The organism is Pseudomonas sp. BBP2017 (genome assembly GCF_003024385.1).
GTDB lineage: Bacteria > Pseudomonadota > Gammaproteobacteria > Pseudomonadales > Pseudomonadaceae > Aquipseudomonas.
Genome location: NZ_PVZN01000004.1, coordinates 138,114 through 163,306 on the forward strand (window position 1 = coordinate 138,114; position 25,193 = coordinate 163,306).

Consider the following 25,193-nt stretch of genomic DNA (forward strand, 5'->3'; position numbering starts at 1 on the left):
CGCAATCGCGGGGCAAGCCCGCTCCCACAGGCAGCTGTTCCATTTGGTTGAACACTAATAACAAGGAAAACCGCCATGTTCCATAAAAGCCTGACCCTCTCCGATTTCGACCCTGCACTGTCCGCCGCCATCCGCCGCGAAGCACAACGCCAGGAAGACCATATCGAACTGATCGCCTCGGAAAACTACACCAGCCCGCAGGTGATGCAGGCCCAGGGCACCGAGCTGACCAACAAGTACGCCGAAGGTTATCCAGGCAAGCGCTACTACGGCGGTTGCGAGCATGTCGATGTGGTCGAGCAACTGGCCATCGATCGTGCCAAGCAGCTGTTCGGCGCAGGCTATGCCAACGTCCAGCCGCACTCCGGCTCCCAGGCCAACGCGGCGGTCTACCTGGCCCTGCTGCAAGTCGGCGACACTCTTCTGGGCATGAACCTGGCCCATGGTGGCCACCTCACTCACGGTGCCAAGGTCAGCTCCTCGGGCAAGCTGTACAACGCCGTGCAGTACGGCATCGACGCCAACGGCCTGATCGATTACGACGAGGTCGAGCGCCTGGCCGTCGAGCATCAGCCGAAAATGATCGTGGCGGGCTTCTCTGCCTACTCCAAGACCCTGGACTTCCCGCGTTTCCGCCAGATCGCCGACAAGGTCGGTGCCTACCTGTTCGTCGACATGGCCCACGTCGCCGGCCTGGTTGCGGCGGGCCTGTACCCCAATCCGCTGCCATACGCCGATGTGGTCACCACCACTACCCACAAGACCCTGCGCGGTCCGCGCGGTGGGCTGATCCTGGCCAAGGCCGACCCGGAGCTGGAGAAGAAACTCAACTCGGCAGTGTTCCCGGGCGGGCAGGGCGGGCCGCTGATGCATGTGATCGCCGCCAAGGCCGTGTGCTTCAAGGAAGCCCTGGAACCGGGCTTCAAGGATTACCAGTTCCAGGTCATCAACAACGCCCAGGCCATGGCGGACATTTTCCGTCAGCGCGGTTATGACGTGGTCTCCGGCGGTACCGACAATCACCTGTTCCTGGTCAGCCTGATCCGCCAGGGCATTACCGGCAAGGATGCCGATGCTGCGTTGGGTCGTGCGCATATCACCGTGAACAAGAACGCCGTGCCCAACGACCCGCAATCGCCATTCGTGACCTCGGGCCTGCGCATCGGTACCCCGGCGGTGACCACTCGTGGTTTCCAGGTGCCGGAGTGCCGCGCCCTGGCGACCTGGATCTGCGACATCCTCGACCACCTCGGCGATGCCGACGTCGAGGCCCAGGTGGCCCGGCAGGTGGCCGAGCTGTGCCGCCTGTTCCCGGTTTATTCGGCCTGAACCCTGAGTGTGATGGCGGAGGCCTGTATGTCGCTGAGTGTTTTTGATCTGTTCAAGGTGGGCATCGGCCCGTCCAGCTCCCACACGGTCGGGCCGATGCGCGCCGCGGCGCGCTTTGTCGAAGGGCTCAGGGAGCAAGGGCTGCTGGCCCAGGTGGAAAACGTGCGCGCCGAGTTGTACGGCTCGCTCGGCGCCACCGGCAAAGGCCACGGCAGCGATAAGGCGGTGCTGCTGGGGCTTGAGGGTGAGCACCCGGATACCGTCGAGACCTCGCTGGTGGCCGATCGTCTGGGGATGATTCGCCAGAGCGGGACGCTGTCGTTGCTCGGTGAAAAACGCATCTGCTTCGTCGAGAAAGAACACCTGGCGATGATCCGCAAGCCCTTGCCCTATCACCCCAACGGCATGATCTTGCGCGCCTTTGATGCGGCCGGGCTGCAACTGTGCAGCCGCGAGTATTACTCGGTGGGCGGCGGCTTTGTGGTGGACGAGGCGGCGGTGGGCGTCGATCGTATCGTCGAAGACCGTACGCCGTTGCGCTTCCCGTTTCTGAGCGGGCGCGAGCTGTTGGCGCAATGCGCCCAGCACGGGCTCTCGATCAGCCAGTTGATGGCCGAGAACGAGACCGCCTGGCGCAGCCCGGAGCAGACGCGCCAGGGCTTGCTGCACATCTGGCAGGTGATGCAGGACTGCGTCAAGGCTGGTTGCCGCACCGAGGGCATCATGCCCGGCGGGCTCAAGGTAAAGCGCCGTGCCGCGGCGCTGCACCGGCAACTGAGCGCCAGCCCTGAAGCCGGCTTGCGCGACAGCCTCTCGGTGCTCGACTGGGTCAACCTCTACGCCCTGGCGGTCAACGAGGAAAACGCCAGCGGCGGGCGGGTGGTCACCGCGCCGACCAATGGCGCGGCCGGCATCATCCCGGCGGTGCTGCATTACTACACGCGTTTCGTGCCAGGGGCCAACGAGGACGGGGTGGTGCGCTTTCTGCTCACGGCCGCCGCGATCGGCATCCTGTACAAGGAAAACGCTTCGATCTCCGGGGCTGAAGTCGGCTGCCAGGGCGAGGTCGGGGTGGCCTGCTCAATGGCGGCCGGGGCCTTGTGCGAAGTGCTTGGCGGCACCGTGCAGCAAGTGGAGAACGCCGCCGAAATCGGCATGGAGCACAACCTCGGGCTGACCTGCGACCCGATTGGCGGGTTGGTCCAGGTGCCGTGCATCGAGCGCAATGCCATGGGCTCGGTCAAGGCCATCAATGCCGCACGCATGGCCCTGCGCGGCGATGGCCAGCACTTCGTCTCCCTCGACAAGGTGATCCGTACCATGCGCCAGACCGGCGCCGACATGAAAAGCAAATACAAAGAGACTGCCCGCGGCGGGCTGGCGGTCAATATCATCGAATGCTAGGAGTCACCCATGTCTACAGAACAACTACAACAAACGCCGTTGCATGGTCTGCACCTGGAACTGGGCGCGCGTATGGTGCCGTTCGCCGGCTACGCCATGCCGGTCCAGTACCCGCTGGGCGTGCTCAAGGAGCACTTGCACACACGTGAACAGGCCGGCCTGTTCGACGTTTCGCACATGGGCCAGATCCGCCTGCGCGGCGCCGCTGCCGCCAAGGCGCTGGAAGCGCTGGTGCCGGTCGATATCGTCGACCTGCCGGTGGGCATGCAGCGCTATGCATTGTTCACCAACGACGAGGGCGGCATCCTCGATGACCTGATGGTCGCCAACCTGGGCAGCGACGAGCTGTTCCTGGTGGTCAACGCCGGCTGCAAGGACCAGGACCTGACCCACCTCAAGCAGTATCTGGAAGGGCAGTGCGAAGTCGAGTCGCTGTTCGACAGCCGCGCCTTGCTGGCGCTGCAAGGCCCGGCGGCGGCCAGGGTGCTGGCGCGTCTGGCGCCGCAGGTCGGCAGCATGACCTTCATGCAGTTCGCCAAGGTGAGGATGCTCGGTGTCGACTGCTACGTCAGCCGCTCCGGTTACACCGGTGAGGATGGTTACGAAATCTCCGTGCCGGCAGAGGCTGCGCAAATGCTTGCCCGTTCGCTGCTGGCCGAGCCCGAGGTCGAGGCCATTGGCCTGGGCGCCCGTGATTCGTTGCGCCTGGAGGCCGGATTGTGCCTGTACGGCCATGACATGGAACGGTGCACCACGCCGATCGAGGCCAGTCTGACCTGGGCGATTTCCAAGGCCCGGCGCGCTGATGGCATACGCCCCGGCGGCTTCCCCGGTGCCGAGCGGATTTTTGCCCAGCAGCGCGACGGTGTGCACAGCAAGCGCGTCGGCCTGCTGCCTACAGAGCGGGTGCCAGTGCGCGAAGGGGCACTGATCGTCGATGCCCAAGAGCAGGTGATCGGCCGTGTTACCAGTGGCGGATTTGGCCCGAGCCTGGGTGGGCCGCTGGCGATGGGCTTTGTACAGAGCGAGCATGCAGCGCTGGACAGCGAAGTTTTTGCCCAGGTGCGTGGCAAGTTGGTGCCGATGGTCGTCGCCCGCACGCCGTTCGTGGCGCAACGTTACTACCGTGGCTGAAGGCCAGATCGTCGGAGCATGAGCATGAGCATGAACGAAACCCAATCTGTCGCCACTCGCCCACAGCCGCTGCAGGCCGGGGTGAAACTGCGCGGTGCCGAGAAGGTGGCGCGTATCCCGGTGAAGATCCTGCCCACCGAAGAGGTACCACGCAAACCCGAGTGGATCCGCGTGGAGATTGCAACTTCACCGCAGGTGGCGCGCGTCAAGGCGCTGTTGCGCAAGCACAAGCTGCACAGCGTCTGCGAGGAAGCCTCGTGTCCGAACCTGGGAGAATGTTTCACTGGCGGTACGGCGACCTTCATGATCATGGGCGACATCTGTACCCGTCGTTGCCCGTTCTGCGACGTCGGTCACGGCCGACCCAAGCCATTGGACGTAAATGAGCCAAAGAACCTGGCCATTGCCATCGCCGACCTGCGCCTGAAGTACGTGGTTATCACCTCGGTCGACCGCGACGACCTGCGCGACGGCGGCGCCCAGCACTTCGTCGACTGCTTGCGCGAGATCCGCAAACTGTCGCCGGGTATCCGTCTGGAAACCCTGGTGCCTGACTATCGGGGGCGCATGGACGTGGCCCTGGCGATCACCGAACAGGAGCCGCCGGATGTGTTCAACCACAACCTGGAAACCGTGCCACGCCTGTACAAAGCCGCACGGCCAGGCTCGGATTTCGAGTGGTCGCTGGATTTGCTGGAAAATTTCAAGCAGCGCGTGCCCGCGGTACCGACCAAGTCCGGGCTGATGCTGGGGCTGGGTGAAACCGATGACGAAGTGATCGAGGTGATGCAACGCATGCGCGAGCATCAGGTCGACATGCTGACCTTGGGGCAGTACTTGCAGCCCTCGCGCAGCCACCTGCCGGTGCAGCGTTTCGTCCACCCGGAGCGCTTTGCCTGGTTTGCCGAACAGGCAGTGGCAATGGGGTTCAGGAACGTGGCCTCCGGGCCGCTGGTGCGCTCCTCCTACCATGCCGACCAACAGGCTCGGTTGCCCTAAACGCGGGCCCCGCGATTATCAATCGCGGGGCAAGCCCGCTCCCACAGGGGGATTATTCGCAAGGGCTATATGCATGTATCCAACAGGTCTTGTACCGCAGCCAGCGTTGGGTTTTAGCTAGTCGCAGGCGCGGGCGCGCATCCTCAGCCCGCCGCCGCGATGTGAACCATCCAAAAGACCAAGGCGCGTTGACCGCCGTAGAGGCTGACGGTCGCGCGGATATATCAGGTGCAGACAATGAGCACACCCCTGGATTTGAATGCCTTGAAGGCGCGCCAGCAGACGGCATGGGCCAGCGGCGATTACGCGGTGATTGGCACAACCTTGCAGCTGGTCGGCGAACGCCTGGCCGAAGCCTGTGACTTGCGCTGGGACGAAAAGGTCCTTGATGTGGCTGCCGGCAACGGCAATGCCACTCTTGCCGCGGCACGGCGCGGCTGTCAGGTGACCTCCACAGACTACGTGCCCGAGCTGTTGAAACGCGGTGAAGAACGCGCACGGGCCGAGCATCTGAGCGTAGTGTTTCAAACCGCCGATGCCGAGGCGCTGCCGTTTGCCGACGGCGCCTTTGATGCAGTGATATCGACCTTCGGCGTGATGTTTGCCCCGGATCAGGCTCAAGCGGCGAGGGAACTCGCACGGGTTTGCCGCTCAGGCGGGCGGATCGGTCTGGCGAACTGGACGCCACAGGGCTTCATCGGGCAGATGTTCAAGACCCTCGGGCGGCATGTCCCGCCACCCGCCGGGGCGCTGCCGCCCTCACGCTGGGGTGATGAAGAACAGTTGCAGCAGCTGTTCGGCGACAACGTCGGGGTTATCAATGCCAGCCGTCAGCATTTCAATTTTCGCTATCGCTCGGCGGCGCATTTCATCGACGTATTCAGGACCTGGTATGGCCCGGTGCATAAAGCCTTTGCCTCGTTGCAGAGTGACGCCGCCTACGCTTTGGAACGCGATCTTAGCCAACTGCTGAACGACAACAACGTGGCCGGCGCCTCGTCGTTGGTGGTGCCCAGCGAGTACCTGGAGGTGGTTATCAGTCGACGCTGATCCCGGTGGGGCCTGCTCCGCGATGCGCTGCGTTTCCAGACCGCGCAAATCCGATCTTGATGGCCACCAGAATCGGCGCCGCCACCGCAAACAGCAGGGTTACGGCCATGAATGCGGTGTCGAAGGCAATCACCGTGGATTGCCCCAGCACCGCCCGGCCCAGCAGGCTGGTCGCGGCACGGCCAGCGCTCACGGCGTCAATGCCTTTGCCTGCCAGCAAGGCGGACAGGCTCGTCAGGCGTTCGATCACCGCGGCTGTACCTGCAGTGACATGGCTGCCCAGCACCACAGCATTGCTGGCGAGATCGTGTTCGATCAGGCTCTGCAAGGCCGCGACGCCCATCAGGCCACCCAGTTGCCGACCGGTATTGAACAGCCCGATGCCGCTGGCGAGGTTGCGACGGTTGAGGTCGCTGAAGGCAATCAGGGTGATGGACAGGAACAGGAAGCCCAGGCCCAGACCGCGCAACAGGACTGCGGCCATCATGTCGTGCGCGCCGCTTTCGCTGGTGGAGCCGGACAGCATCCACATCGCTACCATGATCATCACAATGCCAAAGGGCACCGTGGTGAACGGCGCGACGCGGCGAGCCTGCATGAGCCAGGCGGCAATCAGTAGCGCGGCGATAAAACAGCCGCCACTGGGCAACAGCAGCAGGCCGGCATCGGTTGGTCTGAAACCGAGGACTGACAAGGCGAATGCAGGGATCAGAAAGGCACTGCCGAACAAGGCGGCGCCGGCGACAAAACTGACGATCAAGGCAAAAGAAAAATCCTTCGACCGGAACAGGCTGAAGTCAAGCAGTCCTGGCCCTTTGATCAGCAGCTGTTGACCGACAAAGGCGAGCAGGGCGGCTGCACCGATCAGGGTCAGCCAGACAATCCGTGGCTCTTCGAACCAGTCCCAGCGGCTGCCTTGAGTCAAGACGTAGGTGAAGCAGAGCAGGGAGGCAGCCATCAGCGTGAAGCCGATCGCGTCAAACGGACGGTGTTCGGCCTCGATGAGCGCTGGTACGTCTGCGATCAGCAGCAATCCGCTGGCCGCCAGAGCCAGCGGCACCACGCAGAAGAAAATCCACACCCAGGACTGGCTATCGATCAGCCAGCCATGCAGAGCCGGGGCGATAGTCGCCGAAGCGACCACTGCACCCATGGCAAACAGGGCTTGCAGCAAGGGTTGCTGGTGCCGTGCATAGGCGCTAAAGATGATGGCCTGACCACCGACCAGCAAGGTGCCGCCGCTAAAGCCCTGGATGATGCGCAGGGCCACCAGCAGGTCCATGCGGGTGCTGAGGGCGGCCAGGGCGCAGGCCAGGCCCATCGTCAACGTGGCGCCCACCACCACGTTGCGGGGGTTGAAGCGACTCAACAGCCAGGCAGTGCTCATGAACCCGATCAATTTGAACGCAGTGTAGCCGATGTCCAGCCAGGCAAACTCATCCGGCGTGGCGTAGGTGTCGCCAATGATGTCGCTGCGACCAAGCGACAGTACGGTGCTGGCGATGGCCTCGGTCAGTGTGGCGAGGACGATGCCCGTCATGAGCAGGACACCGCTGGTGGTTGTGGCGTGGCGGCGCGTGGCACTGGCAGACGTGTTCACCATCCACCTCCTTGCGCCACCTCGACGCGAGCTGACAGGCCCGGGACGATGCGGCCCGGTAGCGGGTTATGGGCCAGGCGGATCTTCACCGGCACCCGCTGCACCACGCGCACGAAGTTGCCGGTGGCGTTGTCGCTGGGCAACAGGCTGAAGGCCGAGCCGCTACCGGGGGCAAAGCTGTCGACCACGCCTTCAAGGGTGTCGTTGGGGTAGCCATCGACATCGATGCGCACGGACTGGCCGGGGCGAATGTGTTCGAGCTGGGTTTCCTTGAAGTTCGCCACCACCCACACATCGTGCACGGGCACGATATCCAGCAGGGCAACGCCCGGCGTCACAAAGCGGCCGACGCGGACCTGACGATTACCGACAACGCCATCTACGGGGGCGCGTACCACGGTGCTGTCCAGATCGATCCGTGCCAGCTCGCGCGCGGCCTCGGCCTGGGCAACGGCGGCAACGGCCGCTTCGCGCCGGGCCTGTAGCACGGCAATGCGCTGCTGTTGCGCTTCCACGCTGGCCACCGCGGCCGACAGCGTCGCGCCAGCTTTTGAGCGTGCCGCGTCGGTTTCATCGACCAGCGCCTGGCTGACCGCATGGCTGATAATCAGCTTGCGGCTGCGATCATGGGTTTTGCTTGCCAGATTCATCTCGGCCCCGGCAGAACGGCGCTGGGCTTCGGCCTGGCGGATCAGAGCGCGCTGCAGCCGGGTTTCGGCATCGACATTGCTCAGGCGCGCCTGCGCCGCACTGATATTGGCCTCGGCCTGGGCCAGGTGCGCGCGATAGTCTTCGGCGTCAATGCGAAACAACACATCCCCGGCCCGCACGCTCTGGTTATCCTCGACCTCTACCGCGGTGACGTAGCCGGACACCTTGGCAGCGAGCGACGTGACGTCGCCGCGCACATAGGCATTGTCGGTCGAGGTGGTGCCGTAGCTGAATGCCATAGCCCAACCGCCCGCCACCAGTGCCACGGCGCTCAGGCAGAGCAGCATGCCGATCAGCTTTTTCCTGTTGCGCTGCGGCGCGGCGCAACAGGCTTCGGCGCGGGTGTCGGTGGTCATGGCGGCCTTGTCCTCGAACGCGTTCATGTTCTCTGTCCTGTGAAAAGGCCAATGCCCCCGGCAGCCTTGGAGGCTTGCGGGGGGCGATCAGCAGGTTGATCGGTTATTTTTTTGTCGGCGTGACCAGCTCCTTCTCAGTGCTGTCGAGGACAAACACCGCCAGTAGGCGGGCCGGTTGCGTGTCGCTGGCATTGGCGCTGACCGCATGGTACGAGCCCGGCTCTTCGACGAAGTTTTCCCCGGCCTTGTAGACCTTTTCCGGTCCGTCATTGACCTGGCTGCGCACCGCGCCTTCAAGCACCGTGGCGTAGATGAAGGCCGACTTCGGATGGGTGTGGGACGGCGACGAAGCGCCTGGTGCGTACTCGACCAGTACGCCGCGCATGCTCTTGCCCGGTACGTTCGGCAACGGGCGATCGAACACCACTGTGACCTTGCCGGGAGCCGGGTCGGCGGCCGATGCTGAGCTGACCGTGAGTGCGCAGAAGGCAGCGGTCAGAAGGAATCGAATGAACATAGCTGTGCTCCTTGGTAGTGAGGGGAGTGCGGCTCAACGTGGCGCCTGAGCGCTCGACTGGGTGAGCCAGTCTTCGAAATGGATTGTGCCCAGGCGCGGCTTGCTGCCGGGGGTCAGGGACTGGTCGTCGAGCACGCCGCCGAAGTAGCGTGCGTGTACATCGGCAACGACTTTGCGCGAGTCCTCGGTGGCGCGGAACAGGCGTCTGACCAGCTCGTCCAGCGGCATGGCCTCGGGGCCGGCAATTTCCACTGTGGCGTTGGCCGGTGGCGCCAGGGCCACATCGGTGAGCGCCGCTGCAACATCGTCGGAGGCCATGGGCTGGATCAGCGCCGGCGACAGGTGAACCTCATCGCCGACCACGGCCGATTCGGCAATACCGCCGACAAATTCAAAGAATTGGGTGGCGCGCACCAGGGTGAAAGGTCTGCCCGAAGCTTTGATCAGTTCTTCCTGGGCGAACTTGGCGCGAAAGTAGCCGTTCTCGGGCGAGCGTTCGCAGGCGACGATCGACAGGGCAATGTGATGACCAACACCCGCGGCAGCTTCGGCCGCCAGCAGGTTGCGGGTCGAGGTCTGGAAAAACTCCAGTACCGCCTGGTCTTCCCACGACGGCGCGTTAGCCACATCGATAACCACATCCGCGCCATCCATCGCTTCGGCCAGGCCTTCGCGGGTGATGCTGTTGACGCCGGTGTTGGGCGAGGCGGCCAGTGCCTGATGGCCGCGCTCGGTGAGGTTTTTTACAAGCTTCGATCCAATGAGGCCGGTGCCTCCGATGACGACGATCTTCATGCTATCTCTCCGCTTACGGACGGCACCCATTGCCGTCGAGGTAGCTTCAGAGTGCCGTTGCGCGGGCGGCAAGTCCTTGTGTCGGCCGTGGGTTTACCTTGGCGCCAGCCTGCTTTTTCGTCCAAAGCCGCTGGGTGGACGGTGCGGCGGACGATGGGCTGCCGTATCATCAATTGTTCGCATTAATGCCGGGGATACAGCCGTTGCCATTCGCGTTTGAGGACTACGTGCTCGACCAGGAACGCCGAGAACTGACCCAGCGTGGACAGGTCGTGGCCGTCGGGCCGCAGGTCTTTGATCTGTTACTGCAACTGGTCAGCCAGCACGAACGGGTGGTCAGCAAGGACGAGTTGCTCGCGGCGGTATGGACTGGCCGGATCGTCTCTGAATCGACCATCACCAGCCACATCAACGCCGTGCGCAAGGCCATTGGCGACACCGGCGAAGAACAGCGCCTGGTGCGCACCGTGGCCCGCAAGGGCTACCGCTTTGTTGGCCAGGTCAGGATCAGCGGCGGCGTACAGGCACTGTCTGCCGAGCCGGGCCTCAACGCCCCCGGCGAAGCTCAGCAAACAGCGCCAGCCGCGCTGGTTCTGCCCGACAAACCGTCGATCACGGTCTTGCCCTTCCAGAACCTCAGTGGCGATCCGGAGCAGGATTATTTTGCTGATGGCATCGTCGAAGACATCATCGGCGCCTTGTCGCGTATCCGCTGGCTGTTCGTCATTGCCCGCAACTCCAGCTTTACCTACAAGGGCAGGGCGGTGGACGTCCAGGGTGTCGGTCAGGCGCTGGGCGTGCGCTACGTGCTCGAAGGCAGTGTGCGCAAGTGCGGCAACAAAGTGCGCATCACCGGCCAGTTGATCGATGCCACCAGCGGCACGCATATCTGGGCGGAGCGTTTCGAAGGCTTGCTCGATAGCATCTTCGATCTGCAGGACCAGATCGCCGAGAGTGTCGTCGGCGCCATCGCCCCGCAACTGGAACGGGCAGAAATCGAACGGGCGAAACGCAAACCCACCGACAGCCTCGATGCTTATGATTACTACCTGCGCGGCACCGCGAAACTGCACAACGGCACCCGGGAAGCGATCGACCAGGCGCTGCTGTGGTTCTATAAGGCCATCGAGCTCGACCCGGAATACGCCTCAGCCTATGGAATGGCCGCCTGGTGTCACTTCTGGCGCAAGATCAATGGCTGGATGGGCGAGCGTACCGGCGAAATCGCCGAAGGTGTGCGCCTTGCTCGCCTGGCTGTGGAGCTGGGGCGCGATGACGCCGTGGCGCTGACCCGTGGCGGCCATGCCCTGGCCCACTTGGCCGGCGATGTCGACAGCGGCATCGCCTTGCTCGACCGGGCGCGGCTGCTCAACCCCAACCTCGCACCGGCCTGGTTCCTCGGCGGCATCCTGCGGGCGCTCAAGGGCGAAACCGACACTGCCATCGACAACCTTAACCATGCCGTACGCCTGAGCCCGCTGGACCCGGAAATGTTTCGTATGCAGGTGGGCATGGCACTCGCACACTTTTTCGCCGGACGCTACGAAATTGCCGCAGCCTGGGCGGAAAAAGCCCAGGGCAACCTGCCCAGCCTGCTGCCGGCGGTTGCCCTGCTGGTGGCCAGCCATGCACACAACGGCCGGATGGACAAGGCGCAACTGGCGATGCAGCGGCTGCGGGCGCTGGATCCGACGCTACGGTTGGGCAATTTGCGGGACTGGCTACCGATTCAGCGGGCGGAGGATCTTGCCCGGTTTGCCGAAGGCTTGCGCCTGGCCGGGCTGTCGTAGTCGATACATTGATCCTTGTGGCGTTCCGTTTCGCCAGGGTGGGGTAGGCGTCAATTGGCCAACAACTTGCCGCTGAACAGGCTGGCCAGGGTTTTCACACACACACACAGCACAGTCAAGGGAGCATGGCGATGAATGATCCCATACTGCCCCTGCTGGTGTGTTCCGGCTCTGAGGAGTGGCGTGGGAAAATTTGGCAATGCAGCTCGGGCTCTGGGTTCCCTAAAATTTAGTAGTTTATGCGAACCGCCCCCGGTTGCCTGTAAAACGTTGTCACCGATGCGGGCCATGTCGAGCAGATAGGTCGCTCTGGCCTCAGCGTCCAGATCATTGAGGCTCGCAACCACGGGATCGGGTAGTAACAGGCAGTATCCCGGTAGAAATTGCACATCGCCCATGACCGCCTAACCCGATGCCATGCGGCAAATGACTTTAACGTTTGCGCCATTGCGTGCCAGCGCTACACGTTGCGAGATCAGCGGCATTCATAGTCCTTGATAATGCTGTGCGTAGCGAGTGGATCGAGACTAGCCTTGCAGGGGACTCTACGCAGGTTGGTCAATGTGCACCACGCTGGCGATCTGATTCACCTTTTATTGATTCGGATCTGAACCCGCAGTCGGCACATCGTGATAATGCTTTTTTCAGATTAGAGGAAGGCGTTGATGACCTCCCAGCTTTTCCCGGTTCACGGTCTCGTGAGCTTTACCCTTGCGATCCTCCTGCTGTTCCTGGGCAAAACCCTTGTCCAGCACAGCACCTTGCTGCGTCAATACTGCATTCCCGAATCGGTTGTCGGCGGCTTCGTCTGTGCCGCGGTTACCAGCCTGCTGTACTTCGGTCTGAATATCCAGATCGAGTTCGATCTGCAGGTTCGCGACACCTTGCTGCTGTATTTCTTTGCCGGCATCGGCTTGAAATCGGATGTCCGCCAACTGCTCAAGGGCGGACGCCCGCTAGTGATCCTGCTGGTGCTCGCCAGTGTCTTCATCGTCCTGCAAAATACCCTGGGCATGGGCCTGGCCGAGGCGTTTGGCCTGGATCCCAAGGCGGGGTTGATGGTGGGTTCGATTTCCCTGACCGGCGGGGTGGGCACAACACTGGCCTGGGCACCGCTGTTCGTCGAGAAGCTCGGCATCAGCAATGCACATGAGCTGGGCATCGCCAGTAACACCGTCGGCCTGATTGCCGCGTGCGTGATCGGCGGCCCGATCGCCAACCAGTTGATACGACGCCATAATCTGACGCCTTCCAGGGATGCCGCGCTGGAAATCGGCATTCTCGAGCATCAACCGAACCAGGGCGTGAACTACTACGACGTGCTCTGGGCATGGATGTGGCTCAACCTGACCCTGATGCTCGGCTATGGCCTCAACCTGTTGCTGGTCGATGCCGGCATCACCCTGCCAAAATTCGTCAGCTGCCTGTTCGCCGGCATCGTCATCCACCACATCGTGCTTGCCGTTGTCGGTGAGAAGAAGCTGAAAAGCTGGAGCGGCGCCAGCCTGGGCCTGGCGTTGATCTCCGATATCTGTCTGGGCATGTTTTTGACCATGGCCCTGATGGGGCTGCAGTTATGGCAGCTCAGCGGGGCGTTGATGTTCATTCTGTGCGCCTTGACCCTGCAGGTGCTGCTGACGGTCCTCTATACCTATTTTGTGGTGTTCCGCTGCATGGGGCGTGATTACGAAGCCAGTGTGGTTGCTTCCGGATTCGGCGGGATTACCCTTGGCTCCACAGCGACGGCCATCGTCAACATGACAACCGTGACGCAAAAGTACGGTGCGGCCCACCAGGCTTTCCTGATCGTGCCGCTGGTGTGCGGCTTTTTCATTGACCTGGTCAATGCCGTGATCATCGGCATGTTCAGTGGTCTTTAGCAGCGTCCGGTATACATCGCAGGCTGCGGCTACAGGCAGTCTGATCATTAGCCTGCACTGCTGATCTGCATCAAACTCCGATACCTTGCCGCGCGCAAAAATAGCCAACCCTGGGCCGATACCCTAGTGATCATCAGCGCAGATTCGCACACCCGGTGCTGCAGGGGGCTACCGCTACAGGACTTTTCCTGCTGCCGGGAAAACGTCATACGACCTGAGAAAATCGGTCTAAAGTCTTTGCTGCAGGCCCGTTCTATTTTAAACCCCCAGCACCCTCGACGATGGCGTGTGGGCCAGCCTCGGTTACCACTGGCTGCAAGGCAAGAACGTCGAAGACAACAAACGCTGGCGCGCCATGGGCGGTTACTACTACCGGTTGATCAACCGTGCCGACGAAGAACTGCGCATCGGTGCCACGGCCATGACCTGGCACTACGACCGCAACCTCAGCGGCTACACCCTGGGCCAGGGTGGTTACTACAGCCCGCAGCGCTACCTGTCGTTCGGCGTGCCGGTCAGCTATGCCTGGCGCAACCCTGACTGGTCGGTGTACCTGGAAGGCTCGCTGGGCTATTCCTGGGCGCGCAGTGATGATGAGCGCACCTTCCCGCTGTCTTCGGTCAACGACGACATCGTCAACTACTATGGTGGGGCGCAAGGAAACATCGACGGTACGCGTGAAGGCGACAACAACCAGGGGCTGGGTTATCTGGCCCAGGCATTGGTCGAGCGGCGCCTGGATGATCATTGGGTGCTGGGCGGCGGGTTCACGCTGCAGCGCAGCGAGGACTATTCACCCAATCGTGCGTTGATCTACCTGCGTTACAGCTTTGACCCCTGGCAGGGCAACCTGCCGTTGCCGGTAAATCCGCTCAAGCCTTATGCGGAATATCGTTGAGACCGATGGAACAGGAGTGTGCACCGTGAGCGAAGATACACAAGTCAAAGGACCCGCTTCGTACTTTCCTTCGATTGAAAAAAAGTATGGGCAACCCATCACTCATTGGCTGGATTTGCTTAAAACAGTCAGTGGTAAAAAGCACATGGAAATGGTGGCGTGGCTGAAGACTGAGCATGGTCTGGGGCATGGTCATGCCAATGCCCTGGTTGCCCATTATCTGACTGCCAGCAAAAACACCTGAGCGTGCCCGGTGGGATAGCGCTCCCACAGCAAGCCTTGGCTCTGAATCTCTGCTATTCCTAATAGTTGAACCTGTAGTTTCAGGCGTGGTTGGCGAGGCATGAACACACCTGTATGGCAGCCGCCTGCTGTGGCCTCGACGCCCTGCAGCCAGGCGTGGCGAACAGGCGCCGATCCCGACTGGGAGGTGCCCCATGCTGTACATCATTCACTGGACCGTCAGCACGGAAAACCGCAACGCTGCCTTGGCCCGCTTTGTTCAGACCGGCGGCGTTCCACCCGCTAACCTCAAAGTCCTTGGCCGCTGGCATGCCGTCGGTAGCCGCCAAGGCTTTGCCGTGGCCGAAACCGATGACCTGAGCCTGGTGCTCAAATGGGTACTGGACTGGAGCGACCTGATGGACATGCAGGTGTTTCCGGCGATGACTGACGAGCAAGCCGCGCCCTTGCTAAAGGCGGTGGTGAGTCAGATGAGTGTTTGAGTTTTCGCAGACACTGTTGCGGCAAGAGGACCGCAGGGGGGCGGTCCTCGTTGCTGGCCTGGCCAACGGCAAGGTGGGTAAGCAGACCGTCTGTGCCGAAATCAGCAGTTGCCCGGTAGAGGGCAAGACTTACGTAGGCCCTTGTAAGAACTCGGCTATTTGTCGAGCTCCGCGTAAATGCACGACAGGAACATGTGGCCCGACAGCCACTCGCATCGCCTCGATAGAGGGACGATAGCCACGATCAAAAGTCCACACATAGTTGAGAAAGGTCAGGAACGCCCTGTCCAGCTTCTCGTTGCAGCCGGCTGGCATATCGGCGCGGGGGCGGTTCAACACACTGCGCACAATCACCCGGCGAAAACAGGTAGTGCGTGGTGTATCCAGCCAGATGATCAACTGCGCGCGTGGGAGCCTTAAATCAAAGGTTCGCCGAGAATAGTTGCCCTCACAGATCCACGCGTCTGATGAAACTGCGTGGCTAACGCGTTGGCGGAACTGTTCGGCATCGGGTTCGATCCAGCCGGGTTCCCAGAACAGTTTGTCCAGGTGCACGACAGGCACCCCCAGGCGCTTGCCCAACGCGCGCGCCAGGGTTGATTTGCCGCTGCCGGCGTTGCCCAGAATTACAATGCGTTGCATGAAGAAGTCCTTTTCGGCGAACCGATAATTGTGCAGGTTTTCTGTGGGCAGTAACAGATCACCGCGGGAGCTGGTGGTGAGCGGAGCAATTACAAATGAGTAGCTATGCTTGATCTGTTGCCGGACGCTGGCAGCAACATCGTGAAAGGAGGCGTTTGCAATGCAACTCATCACGTTGAAAATCGATAAGCCAGATGTGACAAACTTCATTTTGGGGCAGACGCACTTCATCAAGTCCGTCGAGGACATCCACGAAGCGTTGGTCAATGCCGTGCCAGGCATCCAGTTTGGTGTGGCCTTTTGTGAGGCCTCTGGCAAATGCCTGGTGCGATGGTCTGGCACCGATGCCGCAATGATTGACCTTGCACAGAAGAATGCGAAAGCCATTGGCGCAGGCCATAGCTTCATCATTTTTCTGGGCGAGGGTTTCTATCCGCTTAACGTGTTGAACACCCTCAAAATGGTTCCAGAGGTCTGCCGTATTTTTTGTGCAACAGCCAATCCAGTTGAAGTGATTCTCGCTGAGACAGAACAAGGACGAGCCATCCTGGGCGTAGTGGATGGCTTCTGTGCCAATGACATTGAAAGCGACGATGACATCCTCTGGCGCAAGAGCTTGTTGCGCCAGATTGGCTACAAGCTGTGAATTACAGCGGGTGACGAATGCTTCCGAGCCGACTAAAAGCCAGGCTGGAGCTGAGGTAAGCGCTTCGATTTCAAGTGCCCAATCTAAGTCATGGGCGAAGTAATGCAAGAAGCCATGGCTATGCGGCATGATGCTCCTGCTTCCTTCGCCGGCATGATCCGGATCAGCTTCGAAGGGTCACCGCGCTGCAGCTGACAGCGGTTTCTCAGCCCGTTGCCGAGCTCCCCTTGGTGGCCGAATCTATTCAGCAAGCGGGCAGGATTGTCACGTCGGCGGCTAGTGAATGCTGGACGCCAATTCGAAGATCGGCATGTACATCAGAATCACGATCAGGCCGATCAGCAGGCCGATGAAGGTCATCAGTAAAGGTTCGAACAGGCGTACGAACCATTCGATCCAGCGGCTGATTTCTTCGTCATAGAAGTCGGCGCTGCGTTCCATCATCTGCCCGAGGTTGCCTGACTGTTCGCCAGCCCGCAGCAAGCGCAGGGACACCGGTGTCACCAGGTGCCCGGCCTCCAGCGCAGCCGACAATGACAGGCCTTCGCGCACCCGCTCACAGGCATGTTCCAGGCGTTGTTTGGCCGCGACGCCGAGCAGGCCGCGGGCCATTTCCATGGCAGTGAGGATCGGGATGCCGCCTTGCAGCAGGATCCCCAGGGAGCGGTAGAAACGCGCCAGTTCGTACATCACCAGGCGGCGGTGCAGGGCCGGAAGACGCTCAATCTGACGGTTCAGCCAGCGCCGCACCCGGGGATCACGACGCAGTACAAACAAGCCCACCATCAAGCCGAGAAAGCCCAGGCCCAGCGGGGCCTGGTGGGCATGCAGGAACATCCCGGCCTGCATCAGCCAACGCGACAGCCACGGCAGTTCGGTACCCAGGCCTTCGAACACCAGGCTGAAGCGTGGCACCACATAGCCGAGCAGAAACAGCACCACGCCACCGCCGACCAGCAACAGCAACAAGGGGTAGATCGAGGCGCTGACGATCTTCTGCCGCACTTCGTCCATGCGTTGGCGGTAGGCGACGTAGCGCCCCAGGGCATCGCCCAGGGCACCGGTTTTCTCGCTCGATTGCACCAGGGCGATGTACAGCGCCGGGAACACGCTGGGTAATTGCCCCAAAGCCTGGGAGAAGGATTTGCCTTCATAGAGCAGGCGCACCAGCTCGCCGAGGGTCTTGCGCGCCTGCGGCGCCGACTCTTTTTCCGCCAGGCTTTCCAGCGCGTCAATCAGCGGCAGGCCGGCATTGAGCAGGGTGGTCAGTTCCTGGCTGAACAGCACCAGGTCGAAGGTTTCGCTGCGGCGCCAGCGCAATCTGGCGAAGTGCTCAGCGTTACGCACGCTGACCACCCGCAAGCCTTGTTGCTCGGCCTGCAGGCGGGCCTGGCCGGCGTCCTGAGCGTCCAGCGTGAGCAGGACCACACCGGATTTGCCCAATGCCTTGAGCTCGTAGCGCATGTGTCGATCCTCCGCTTACTGCCAGCTGGTGATCTCGGCGTTCTCGCCGTCGCCGCCAGGCTGGCCGTCTTTGCCCATGGAGAGCAGGTCGTACTCGCCGTTTTCACCGGGTTGGCGGTAGATGTAATTACGCCCCCAAGGGTCCTGAGGGACTTTTTTCTGCAGGTAAGGGCCAGACCAGCGGCTCTCATCGCTGGGCGCGGTGACCAGCGCCTGCAGCCCTTGCTCGGAATTGGGGTAATGCCCCACTTCCAGGCGATACAGGTCCAGCGCCTTGCTCAAGCCTTCAATCTGCGCGCGGGCCACCTTGGCCTCCGAGCGCCCCAACTGGCTGAAGTACTTGGGGGCGACGATGCCGGCAAGCAGACCCAGTACCACCAACACCACCAGCAGTTCGAGCAGGGTGAACCCTTGTTGCGAGTATTTTTTTTTGTTCATGACAAGGCCCTCCGTAGTGCGCCTGCAAGGGCTTATGCAATTGTCGTGCGCGTCTGCGTCGAGCCTTTGCGCCACGGGCCTGGCAAGGCGGCACAGTGCTTGCGTCAGTGGATAAAAGCCTCGGCAATCGGGGCATATGCCCCACTTTTCGGGGAACGCAACGGGGAGGGCGCGATGATGCATTGGCTCACTACAGGACTCTTTGTCTGGCTGGCGTGGACCCACCAGGTCCAGGCCGATGTGTACATATCCATCAAGACCGACGGCAGCTACGTGCTGTCCAACGTCCACCGACCGGGTCGCACCTATCAACGGGTGATCAGCGAACCCGGGGTGAGCCTGGCCAGCAGCGGCCAGGCGCAACTGATCACCGGTATGCCCTATGCCGAACTGGTGGCGGCGGCAGCCGAGGCCAACGACTTGCCGGCGGCACTGCTGCATGCGGTGATCCAGGCCGAGTCCCGCTACAACCCCAATGCGCGCTCGCCCAGTGGCGCGGTTGGGCTGATGCAGCTGATGCCTGACACCGCCCGGGAATTAGGGGTCAAGAATTCGCTGGATCCGGCCTCGAACGTGCAGGGTGGGGCGCGCTACCTCAAACGCATGCTGACGCTGTTCGATAACGACATCACCCTCGCCGTGGCCGCCTATAACGCCGGCCCTGATGCGGTGATGCGCCGCGGTCGGGTGGTGCCGCCTTATGCCGAGACCCAGCGTTATGTGCCGAAAGTAATACGTCAGTACCGGCGCTTGCAGGGCTTGGCTATGGACGCGCCGTTGTGATCCTGTGCCCCCCCGAATAGTGGGGAATACCGGGGAATACCCCCCAATTGAGATTCAATCAATAGTTCAAGTGACTGAAAAACAACAATAAAAAACTATGGCATGAGGCTTGCTCCAGCCCTTCCAGGGTCCACTTGCACCACCCGAGGCACGCCATGATGACTCCGATCAAAGGCTCAGTCCTGACTTCACTGCTGATCACCGCCGCCACCTTTGGCTGGCAAACCGTCAGCGAGGCCGCCGTGCGCTGCGAGCGCAATCTGGTGGCGAATGTGGTGGCACTCGATCAGCCACTTATGTTCAACCGTCTCGGTGCGCAAAATGCCAACGGCATGATGTTCGCCCTGCGCCGCGACGTGGTCGACGTCAATCAGGTGTCGCTGGACAACGGCGGCGCGGCGGTACCGGGCAAGGTCACCCTGCGCCCGGACAAGCGGCCGCGGCCGATCGTGCTGCGGGTGGCGGCCGGTGACTGTCTCACCGTGAACCTGCAGAACCTGTTGGCCTACCAGGCCAACCCGAACAAGCACGGCATCGATCACGAAGAAGAAAATGAAGGTGAGGAGAACGAAGCCGAGGAGAACGAAGGCGCCGAAGATAATGAAGCCGGTGGCGAGCATGGTTTCGTGGTCGATGACCAGGTCACCGACCGCCATGTCGGCTTTCAAGTCAACGGCATGCAGGCGGTCAACAGCATCGGCGACATTGCCGCCAACACCGGCCGCAACGGCAACTTCCTGATCGCCCCCGGTGGCAGCCGCTCTTACACCTTGTACGCTGAGCGCGAAGGCGCGTTCGCCGCCACTAGCCAAGGCGCTACATTCGGCGGCCAGGGTGCCGCCGGTAACGTTTCCAACGGCCTGTTTGGTCAGGTGGTGGTGCTGCCGAAATATGCCCGCACCTACCGCAACACCCTGACCGAAGAAGAAATGCGCCTGGCCACCACCGGCCGTGCACCGACCGGTCAGCCGATCGTCGATTACCAGGCGCGCTATCCACAGCGCGAACCCTGGATCCGTGAAGGCAAAGCGGGTTCGCCGATCATTGCCATGGTCGATGGCAACGAGATCATCAACAGCGAAACCGACGCCGTGGTCATGGGCCCGAATGCCGATGGCAGTTTCCCGCCCTCGACTTACCCGCTGGAAAGCATCGGCAAGCGCAATCCGGCGGTTCCCAATCGCCTGGAGCCGTTCCGCGACTTTGCCGCGCAGTTCACCGATGAGGCCGCCGCCACCCAGGCGTTCCCCGGCTATTGGGCTGACCCGGTAATGGGGCATGTGCTGGAGCCGACCCGCGACTCATTCATGATCAACTACGGCTCGGGTGGCATGGGTGCAGAAGTGGTGGCCAACCGTCTGGGTGTGGGGCCGATGCATGACTGCCTGTCGTGCGCCTACGAAGAGTTTTTCCTCAGCTCGCACACGGTGGGCGATGTGGCGATGCTGGTGGACGTGCCGGCCAACGTCGGCCTGGAGAATATTCGCCCAGGGCAGACACCGGACGCCGACCAGGTCGGGGTCAAGGCCAGCATGGCCCTGTTCCCGGCAGAACCTGCCAACGTCAACCACAGCTACATCGGGGACTTCGTCAAATTCCGCAATACCCACAATGGTCATGAACAGCACATTTTCCACCTGCACGGACACCAGTGGCTGTTCAACCCCAACGACGACAACTCCGACTATGTCGATGCCCAAGGCATTGGCCCGGGTGTCGGCTATACCTATGAAATCGCCAACGGCGGCTCGGGCAACCGCAACCGCGTAGCGGGCGATGCGATCTATCACTGTCACTTCTATCCGCACTTCGCCCAGGGCATGTGGAGCATGTGGCGGGTGCATGATGTGTTCGAAGAGGGCACCCGACTTGAAGTCTCAAGCCAGGGGGCAGACGGTTATCACACCGAGCCGTATGCCCTGCGCAGCGGCAAGCCGGCCGCAGGCGCTCGCGCCTTGCCGGACGGGGAGATCATCGCCGGTACACCGATTCCGGCCATCGTTCCGCTACCTGGCAAGGCCATGGCGCCGATGCCCGGTAAAGTCGCTGTGATTCCCAAACTGGCTGAAACCCTGGTCGCCGAAAACGATGACGATGACGACGAGCAGGAAGGTGATGACGATTCCGCTCATCACGATGCCGCACCGCGGGCTGTTGGCTCACTGGCCCTGGTCGATCGCAGTGACGCCAACCGCAATGCCGATGGCAGCCTGAAAAACCCTGGCTATCCCTTCTGGATTGGTGGCATTGAAAGCACCGTGGGGCAGCGTCCGCCGACCCCGCCACTGGACATGCTCGACCCGGCCAAGGCACAACAGCTGAAAAACACCGGCAATGCTCTGTGGGCCAACCTTGATCCGGCCCAGGTCGGCGGTTGGGACGGTGGCTTGCCACGTCATGCGCTGGACGGCATCTCGGCCGGCGGTGAAGTTAACGTGACCACCACCGCGCTGGACTTCACCAAACAGATCACCAAGGCCAAAGCGGTATTCCTGCCGGAAGAGGGCACGGATGTCGAACAGGCCGCGATGAGCTTCCATTCCCAGCTTGAACACCCCAGCTATGCCGTGCTGCCGGGTAACCAGACGGTGGCGCGTAACTTCCGCACCAATGGCGCGGCGCCCACTGCCGGCGCGCCGTTCTTTGAACCGTGCATGGACGACCGGGCCAAGCGCCTGACCCTGGCCGTCGGCGTGGGTGAATACAACAGCGGCGAGCGCCTCGATGGCATGAGCTTCACCGGCGCCTCGACCTTTACCGCCGACCGCCCACGGATCTACAAGGGCGCCAACATCCAGTTCGACGCGGTCTATAACAAAGTTGGCTACCACTTCCCGCAGGCGCGCATCATTGCCCTCTGGGAAGATGCGTGGCCTGTGATCAACAAGCAGCGCCCACCAGAGCCGCTGGTGATGCGCATGAACACCTTCGACTGTGTGATGTACCAGCACACCAACCTGATTCCGTCGTTCTACGAGATGGATGACTATCAAGTGCGCACCCCGACCGACGTGATCGGCCAGCACATTCACCTGCCAAAATGGGACTTGACCGCGGCCGATGGTTCAGCCAACGGCTGGAACTACGAAGACGGCATTCTCTCGCCCGGCACTGTGGTTGAACGCATCGACGCTATTCGCGAGTACAACAAATGCACCAGCGGCGATCCGCGTGAAGGCAGCGCCGAGTGTCCGGTCGCCAAGACGCATCCGTTCTTCGGTCGCTACGGACGTGCCGACTGGGTTGGCGCGCGCACCGCGATGCAACGCTGGTTCGCTGACCCGGTGGTCAACGTGCACAACGTCGACCGTGGCCTGGGTACCATTTTCACCCACGACCACCTCGGCCCATCGACGCACCAGCAACTGGGCCTGTACGCCACCGTATTGGCCGAGCCCGCCGGATCGACCTGGTACCACGCTGAAACCGGCGAGCAGCTGTACAACCCGGCACTGCGTGAAGACGGTGGTCCGACCTCATGGCAAGCAGTGGTGAAGACCGGCGACCACGATGGTGACGGTCGCAACGACAGCTACCGCGAGTTCTTCCTGGAGTACAGCGACTTCCAGCATGCCTACGAGGCAGGAGTGTATGTCGGTGCCGGTCCTGACGGTATTCCCAATGCCCAGGCCTTCCCGGCAACCGCCGACAGCTTCCGCTACGCGATCAACCCGCCTGTGCGGCAGAAAGCGTCGAACCTGCTTGAAGCGGTGGTCGAGTCCCGCGGTGGCCTGTTCCCGGGCTGCCCGTCGCGGCCTTGCCCGCAAGCGATTTCGGTGGATGACCCGGGCATGTTCGTCGTCAACTACCGCAACGAGCCGCTGGCCCTGCGGGTTTATGACCCCAACAAAGTGGCACCGGATGGCAAGCGCGGCATGCAGGCTGACGGTCTGGGCGGTGACCTGGCGTTCGCCATGCAGAGCCGTACCGACCGGGCCATCCCGGCGATGAACCTGTCGCCAGCGGCGATCACCTCGGCTGTCGGCCCTACCGGTGGTACGACCCTGTTCCCACCGCACATCAACAAAGGCGGTGCTGAACCGGGCGACCCGTTCACACCGATGCTGCGCACCTACTCCGGTGACAACGTACGCCTGCGTATGCATGCCGGTGGCCATGAAGAGGAGCACAACGTGACCTTGCATGGCGTCAAGTGGCTGCAGAACGGCTCGGGCTTCGGCAACAGCTCCAACTCGGGGTGGAAGGCCTCGCAGATGGTCGGCATCTCCGAACAACTGGGTTTCATGGCTCCGGTGTCGATGATCTCCAGTTCTGCAGCACCCAACGGTGACTACCTGTACTCGCTCGATGCCGCCCACGAAGGTTACTGGAACGGTATCTGGGGGGTAATGCGCAACTACACCAGCAGCCGCAGCGACCTGTTTGCCTTGCCGAACAACCCGCTGCCGATGGCGGCGCGCAACACCGTGGCGTTTGACGGCATCTGCCCGCGCTACACCGCCAACGCCAACGGCATAGGTACCCGGCCAACCGTGCAACGCAGCTATGAAGTGGTGGCGGCCCTGGCCAACGACATCCTCGGCAATCCACTGGGGGTAAGCATCACTGACCCAAGCGGTGTCGGTCAGCACGTCGGCGGTCCGCTGAAGGCCAATGGCGGCACCCTGGTCTACAACAGCCGGCGCACCAGCATCCCGCAGGTTACCGTGACCGATCCTGAAGACGGTGAAACCTTCACCATCGGAGGCCACAGCGGACCGCTGCATGACCCGACCGCGATCCTCTACGTGCGCAAGGCCGACCTCGACCCCGTCACCGGCAAACTCAAACCCGGTGTACCGATCGAGCCGCTGGTGCTGCGCGCCGCTGCCGGCGAGTGCCTGAAAGTCACCCTGGAAAACCGCCTGCCGCTGGTGATGCCAGACCTGCCGAGCACCGCTGTGATGCAAAACGTGGTCAAGCGTGACCGTCAGGGCAGTGAAGGCTCGACCGCCTTCAACAATAACCTGATGCGTCCGTCCAGCCACGTCGGCCTGCATACGCAACTGCTGGCCTACGACATCACCAAGTCGGACGGCGTCAACGTCGGTCAGAACCCGGTGCAGACCGTACCACCACGCAGCGGCAGCAGTGGTGCCTATCCAAGCAAGGTGTTCCAGTACTACGCCGGGCACCTGGAGCGTGAAGGCAAGCCAGTGATGCAGATGGGACGCTCGGTAGACAACATCATCAGCACCGCCATCGAGTTCGGCGGGCTCAATATCACTCCGGCCGACGTCATCAAGCAGGGGCAGAAAGGCCTGATCGGTGGCATGAGTATCGTGCCGCAGACCGCCACCTGGACCGAAGACGGCGCCAGCCGGGCCTCGGCCACGGTGCAGGTACCGGGGCAACCCGCCTACCGCGACTTCGCCACCCTCTGGCAGCGGGCACTGAACATGCGCTGGGCGGATGGTCGGCCGGTGGAAGGCATCGCCACTGAGGGCAATGGCGTGCCGGGGGATCCGAAAGACAACTCTAACATGGCCATCAACTACAAGACCGAGCCGCTGTGGTTCCGCTTCGGCCTGGCCCCGGATGCGCCGTTCGGGCATGCCGATGGCAATGGCTGGGCGGATGTGCCCAACGCCCATATGGCCTACAGCAACGCCCTGGTCGGCGGCGATCCACAAACCCCGGTGTTGTGGGCCAAGCCTGGTCAACCGTTGCGTAACCATGTGCTGATGCCGACCGGTGGCAGCCGCGGCATTACTTATCAGCTCGATGGGCACATGTGGCCGCTGCATAACTATCAGGCCGAGAAGTCCGACATCAACGGCTACCCTTTGAATCTGCCGGGGATCGGCTCGGTGCGCTTCGGCTACAACCCGCAGGCGATGTTCATCGGTGCCCAGGAAAGCGTGCTGCCGGCTGCGCACTTCAGCTTCATGGTGCCCAGTGCCGGGGGCGGCAACGCCATACCCGGTGACTACCTGTTCCGCGACTATGCCGCCTTTGGCAACGCGTCGGGACTGTGGGGGCTGCTGCGGGTTACCGAAGAAGCACCACCGACTACAGCGCCAGCGCAGTAA

At 62.1% G+C, this 25,193-nt stretch carries 20 protein-coding genes, 1 pseudogene and 1 riboswitch; of the genes and pseudogenes, 13 read left to right on the forward strand and 8 right to left on the reverse strand.

Features of this window, described 5'->3' with window-relative positions; all coding sequences use genetic code 11:
• Nucleotides 1-75 precede the first annotated feature (75 nt).
• The 5 genes from glyA to C6382_RS07780 all read left to right on the forward strand — a co-directional run bounded on the left by glyA (nucleotide 76) and on the right by C6382_RS07780 (nucleotide 5,916).
• Nucleotides 76-1,329, forward strand: coding sequence for a serine hydroxymethyltransferase (glyA, locus tag C6382_RS07760; RefSeq protein WP_107023932.1), 1,254 nt, complete (start codon nucleotides 76-78; stop codon nucleotides 1,327-1,329).
• 27 nt (nucleotides 1,330-1,356) lie between these two features.
• On the forward strand, nucleotides 1,357-2,733 hold the full coding sequence (locus tag C6382_RS07765; RefSeq protein ID WP_107023933.1) for an L-serine ammonia-lyase: 1,377 nt from the start codon (nucleotides 1,357-1,359) through the stop codon (nucleotides 2,731-2,733).
• 9 nt (nucleotides 2,734-2,742) lie between these two features.
• The gene (gcvT, locus tag C6382_RS07770) at nucleotides 2,743-3,867 is read left to right on the forward strand and encodes a glycine cleavage system aminomethyltransferase GcvT (RefSeq protein ID WP_107023934.1); all 1,125 of its coding nucleotides are present in this window, start codon (nucleotides 2,743-2,745) and stop codon (nucleotides 3,865-3,867) included.
• Between the two features lie 30 nt (nucleotides 3,868-3,897).
• Entirely contained in the window at nucleotides 3,898-4,866 is a 969-nt protein-coding gene (gene lipA, locus C6382_RS07775; protein WP_371919581.1) for a lipoyl synthase, read from the forward strand.
• A gap of 237 nt (nucleotides 4,867-5,103) precedes the next feature.
• Nucleotides 5,104-5,916 carry a class I SAM-dependent methyltransferase gene (locus tag C6382_RS07780; protein ID WP_107023936.1) on the forward strand — a complete coding sequence of 271 codons (813 nt, stop codon included), beginning with the start codon at nucleotides 5,104-5,106 and terminating at the stop codon, nucleotides 5,914-5,916.
• Here the strand turns inward: C6382_RS07780 and C6382_RS07785 are convergent.
• The 4 genes from C6382_RS07785 to C6382_RS07800 form a co-directional block, all read right to left on the reverse strand.
• On the reverse strand, nucleotides 5,903-7,516 hold the full coding sequence (locus C6382_RS07785; protein ID WP_107024084.1) for a DHA2 family efflux MFS transporter permease subunit: 1,614 nt from the start codon (nucleotides 7,514-7,516) through the stop codon (nucleotides 5,903-5,905). The genes C6382_RS07780 and C6382_RS07785 overlap by 14 nt on opposite strands.
• Nucleotides 7,513-8,610, reverse strand: coding sequence for an HlyD family secretion protein (locus C6382_RS07790; RefSeq protein ID WP_107023937.1), 1,098 nt, complete (start codon nucleotides 8,608-8,610; stop codon nucleotides 7,513-7,515). The genes C6382_RS07785 and C6382_RS07790 overlap by 4 nt, the downstream gene beginning before the upstream one ends.
• Nucleotides 8,611-8,686: 76 nt before the next feature.
• The gene (locus C6382_RS07795; RefSeq protein WP_107023938.1) at nucleotides 8,687-9,100 is read right to left on the reverse strand and encodes a cupin domain-containing protein; all 414 of its coding nucleotides are present in this window, start codon (nucleotides 9,098-9,100) and stop codon (nucleotides 8,687-8,689) included.
• Nucleotides 9,101-9,133: 33 nt separating this feature from the next.
• Entirely contained in the window at nucleotides 9,134-9,895 is a 762-nt protein-coding gene (locus C6382_RS07800) for an SDR family oxidoreductase (RefSeq protein ID WP_107023939.1), read from the reverse strand.
• Between the two features lie 203 nt (nucleotides 9,896-10,098).
• Between C6382_RS07800 and C6382_RS07805 the strand changes: the two genes are divergently transcribed.
• Complete coding sequence (locus C6382_RS07805; protein WP_107024085.1) at nucleotides 10,099-11,685, forward strand: winged helix-turn-helix domain-containing protein; 1,587 nt, start codon at nucleotides 10,099-10,101, stop codon at nucleotides 11,683-11,685.
• 151 nt (nucleotides 11,686-11,836) lie between these two features.
• Here the strand turns inward: C6382_RS07805 and C6382_RS07810 are convergent.
• Nucleotides 11,837-12,170 (reverse strand): annotated as a pseudogene (locus C6382_RS07810) (HIT family protein); the annotation flags it as partial.
• 180 nt (nucleotides 12,171-12,350) lie between these two features.
• Between C6382_RS07810 and gltS the strand changes: the two are divergent.
• From gltS to C6382_RS07830, 4 genes are all read left to right on the forward strand, one after another.
• Complete coding sequence (gene gltS / locus C6382_RS07815; protein ID WP_107023940.1) at nucleotides 12,351-13,565, forward strand: sodium/glutamate symporter; 1,215 nt, start codon at nucleotides 12,351-12,353, stop codon at nucleotides 13,563-13,565.
• 286 nt (nucleotides 13,566-13,851) lie between these two features.
• Nucleotides 13,852-14,463, forward strand: coding sequence for a cellulose synthase subunit BcsC-related outer membrane protein (locus C6382_RS07820; protein WP_107023941.1), 612 nt, complete (start codon nucleotides 13,852-13,854; stop codon nucleotides 14,461-14,463).
• 25 nt (nucleotides 14,464-14,488) lie between these two features.
• Nucleotides 14,489-14,707, forward strand: coding sequence for a DUF4287 domain-containing protein (locus C6382_RS07825; protein WP_107023942.1), 219 nt, complete (start codon nucleotides 14,489-14,491; stop codon nucleotides 14,705-14,707).
• Nucleotides 14,708-14,900: 193 nt separating this feature from the next.
• Complete coding sequence (locus C6382_RS07830) at nucleotides 14,901-15,188, forward strand: DUF3303 domain-containing protein (RefSeq protein ID WP_107023943.1); 288 nt, start codon at nucleotides 14,901-14,903, stop codon at nucleotides 15,186-15,188.
• Between the two features lie 129 nt (nucleotides 15,189-15,317).
• On the opposite strand, the gene C6382_RS07835 is transcribed toward C6382_RS07830, so the two are convergent.
• Nucleotides 15,318-15,830: an AAA family ATPase gene (locus C6382_RS07835; RefSeq protein WP_107023944.1), complete on the reverse strand. Its 513-nt coding sequence runs from the start codon at nucleotides 15,828-15,830 to the stop codon at nucleotides 15,318-15,320.
• Nucleotides 15,831-15,990: 160 nt separating this feature from the next.
• Between C6382_RS07835 and C6382_RS07840 the strand changes: the two genes are divergently transcribed.
• Nucleotides 15,991-16,476: an adenosine-specific kinase gene (locus C6382_RS07840; protein ID WP_107023945.1), complete on the forward strand. Its 486-nt coding sequence runs from the start codon at nucleotides 15,991-15,993 to the stop codon at nucleotides 16,474-16,476.
• A gap of 123 nt (nucleotides 16,477-16,599) precedes the next feature.
• Nucleotides 16,600-16,715, reverse strand: a riboswitch (TPP riboswitch).
• Between the two features lie 37 nt (nucleotides 16,716-16,752).
• Here C6382_RS07840 and C6382_RS07845 read toward each other — a convergent pair.
• The gene (locus C6382_RS07845; RefSeq protein WP_107023946.1) at nucleotides 16,753-17,940 is read right to left on the reverse strand and encodes a type II secretion system F family protein; all 1,188 of its coding nucleotides are present in this window, start codon (nucleotides 17,938-17,940) and stop codon (nucleotides 16,753-16,755) included.
• A gap of 15 nt (nucleotides 17,941-17,955) precedes the next feature.
• Nucleotides 17,956-18,378, reverse strand: a complete 423-nt coding sequence (gene gspG / locus C6382_RS07850; RefSeq protein WP_038611359.1) for a type II secretion system major pseudopilin GspG — start codon at nucleotides 18,376-18,378, stop codon at nucleotides 17,956-17,958.
• A gap of 177 nt (nucleotides 18,379-18,555) precedes the next feature.
• On the opposite strand from gspG, the gene C6382_RS07855 reads away from it, so the two are divergent.
• Both C6382_RS07855 and mnxG read left to right on the forward strand, forming a co-directional pair.
• Nucleotides 18,556-19,161 (forward strand): lytic transglycosylase domain-containing protein, encoded by a 606-nt coding sequence (locus tag C6382_RS07855; protein ID WP_107024086.1) that lies wholly within the window; start codon nucleotides 18,556-18,558, stop codon nucleotides 19,159-19,161.
• A 155-nt stretch (nucleotides 19,162-19,316) separates the two neighbouring features.
• Nucleotides 19,317-25,193, forward strand: a complete 5,877-nt coding sequence (mnxG, locus tag C6382_RS07860) for a manganese-oxidizing multicopper oxidase MnxG (protein ID WP_107023947.1) — start codon at nucleotides 19,317-19,319, stop codon at nucleotides 25,191-25,193.

Coding starts and splice junctions, on each gene's coding strand:
- C6382_RS07780 (WP_107023936.1), top strand. CDS start 5,104: ATGAGCACACCCCTGGATTTGAATGCCTTGAAGGCGCGCCAGCAGACG.
- gltS (WP_107023940.1), top strand. CDS start 12,351: ATGACCTCCCAGCTTTTCCCGGTTCACGGTCTCGTGAGCTTTACCCTT.
- C6382_RS07830 (WP_107023943.1), top strand. CDS start 14,901: ATGCTGTACATCATTCACTGGACCGTCAGCACGGAAAACCGCAACGCT.
- C6382_RS07795 (WP_107023938.1), bottom strand. CDS start 9,100: ATGTTCATTCGATTCCTTCTGACCGCTGCCTTCTGCGCACTCACGGTC.
- mnxG (WP_107023947.1), top strand. CDS start 19,317: ATGATGACTCCGATCAAAGGCTCAGTCCTGACTTCACTGCTGATCACC.
- C6382_RS07765 (WP_107023933.1), top strand. CDS start 1,357: ATGTCGCTGAGTGTTTTTGATCTGTTCAAGGTGGGCATCGGCCCGTCC.
- lipA (WP_371919581.1), top strand. CDS start 3,898: ATGAACGAAACCCAATCTGTCGCCACTCGCCCACAGCCGCTGCAGGCC.
- C6382_RS07855 (WP_107024086.1), top strand. CDS start 18,556: ATGCATTGGCTCACTACAGGACTCTTTGTCTGGCTGGCGTGGACCCAC.
- glyA (WP_107023932.1), top strand. CDS start 76: ATGTTCCATAAAAGCCTGACCCTCTCCGATTTCGACCCTGCACTGTCC.
- C6382_RS07800 (WP_107023939.1), bottom strand. CDS start 9,895: ATGAAGATCGTCGTCATCGGAGGCACCGGCCTCATTGGATCGAAGCTT.
- C6382_RS07845 (WP_107023946.1), bottom strand. CDS start 17,940: ATGCGCTACGAGCTCAAGGCATTGGGCAAATCCGGTGTGGTCCTGCTC.
- C6382_RS07840 (WP_107023945.1), top strand. CDS start 15,991: ATGCAACTCATCACGTTGAAAATCGATAAGCCAGATGTGACAAACTTC.
- C6382_RS07790 (WP_107023937.1), bottom strand. CDS start 8,610: ATGAACGCGTTCGAGGACAAGGCCGCCATGACCACCGACACCCGCGCC.
- C6382_RS07835 (WP_107023944.1), bottom strand. CDS start 15,830: ATGCAACGCATTGTAATTCTGGGCAACGCCGGCAGCGGCAAATCAACC.
- gcvT (WP_107023934.1), top strand. CDS start 2,743: ATGTCTACAGAACAACTACAACAAACGCCGTTGCATGGTCTGCACCTG.
- gspG (WP_038611359.1), bottom strand. CDS start 18,378: ATGAACAAAAAAAAATACTCGCAACAAGGGTTCACCCTGCTCGAACTG.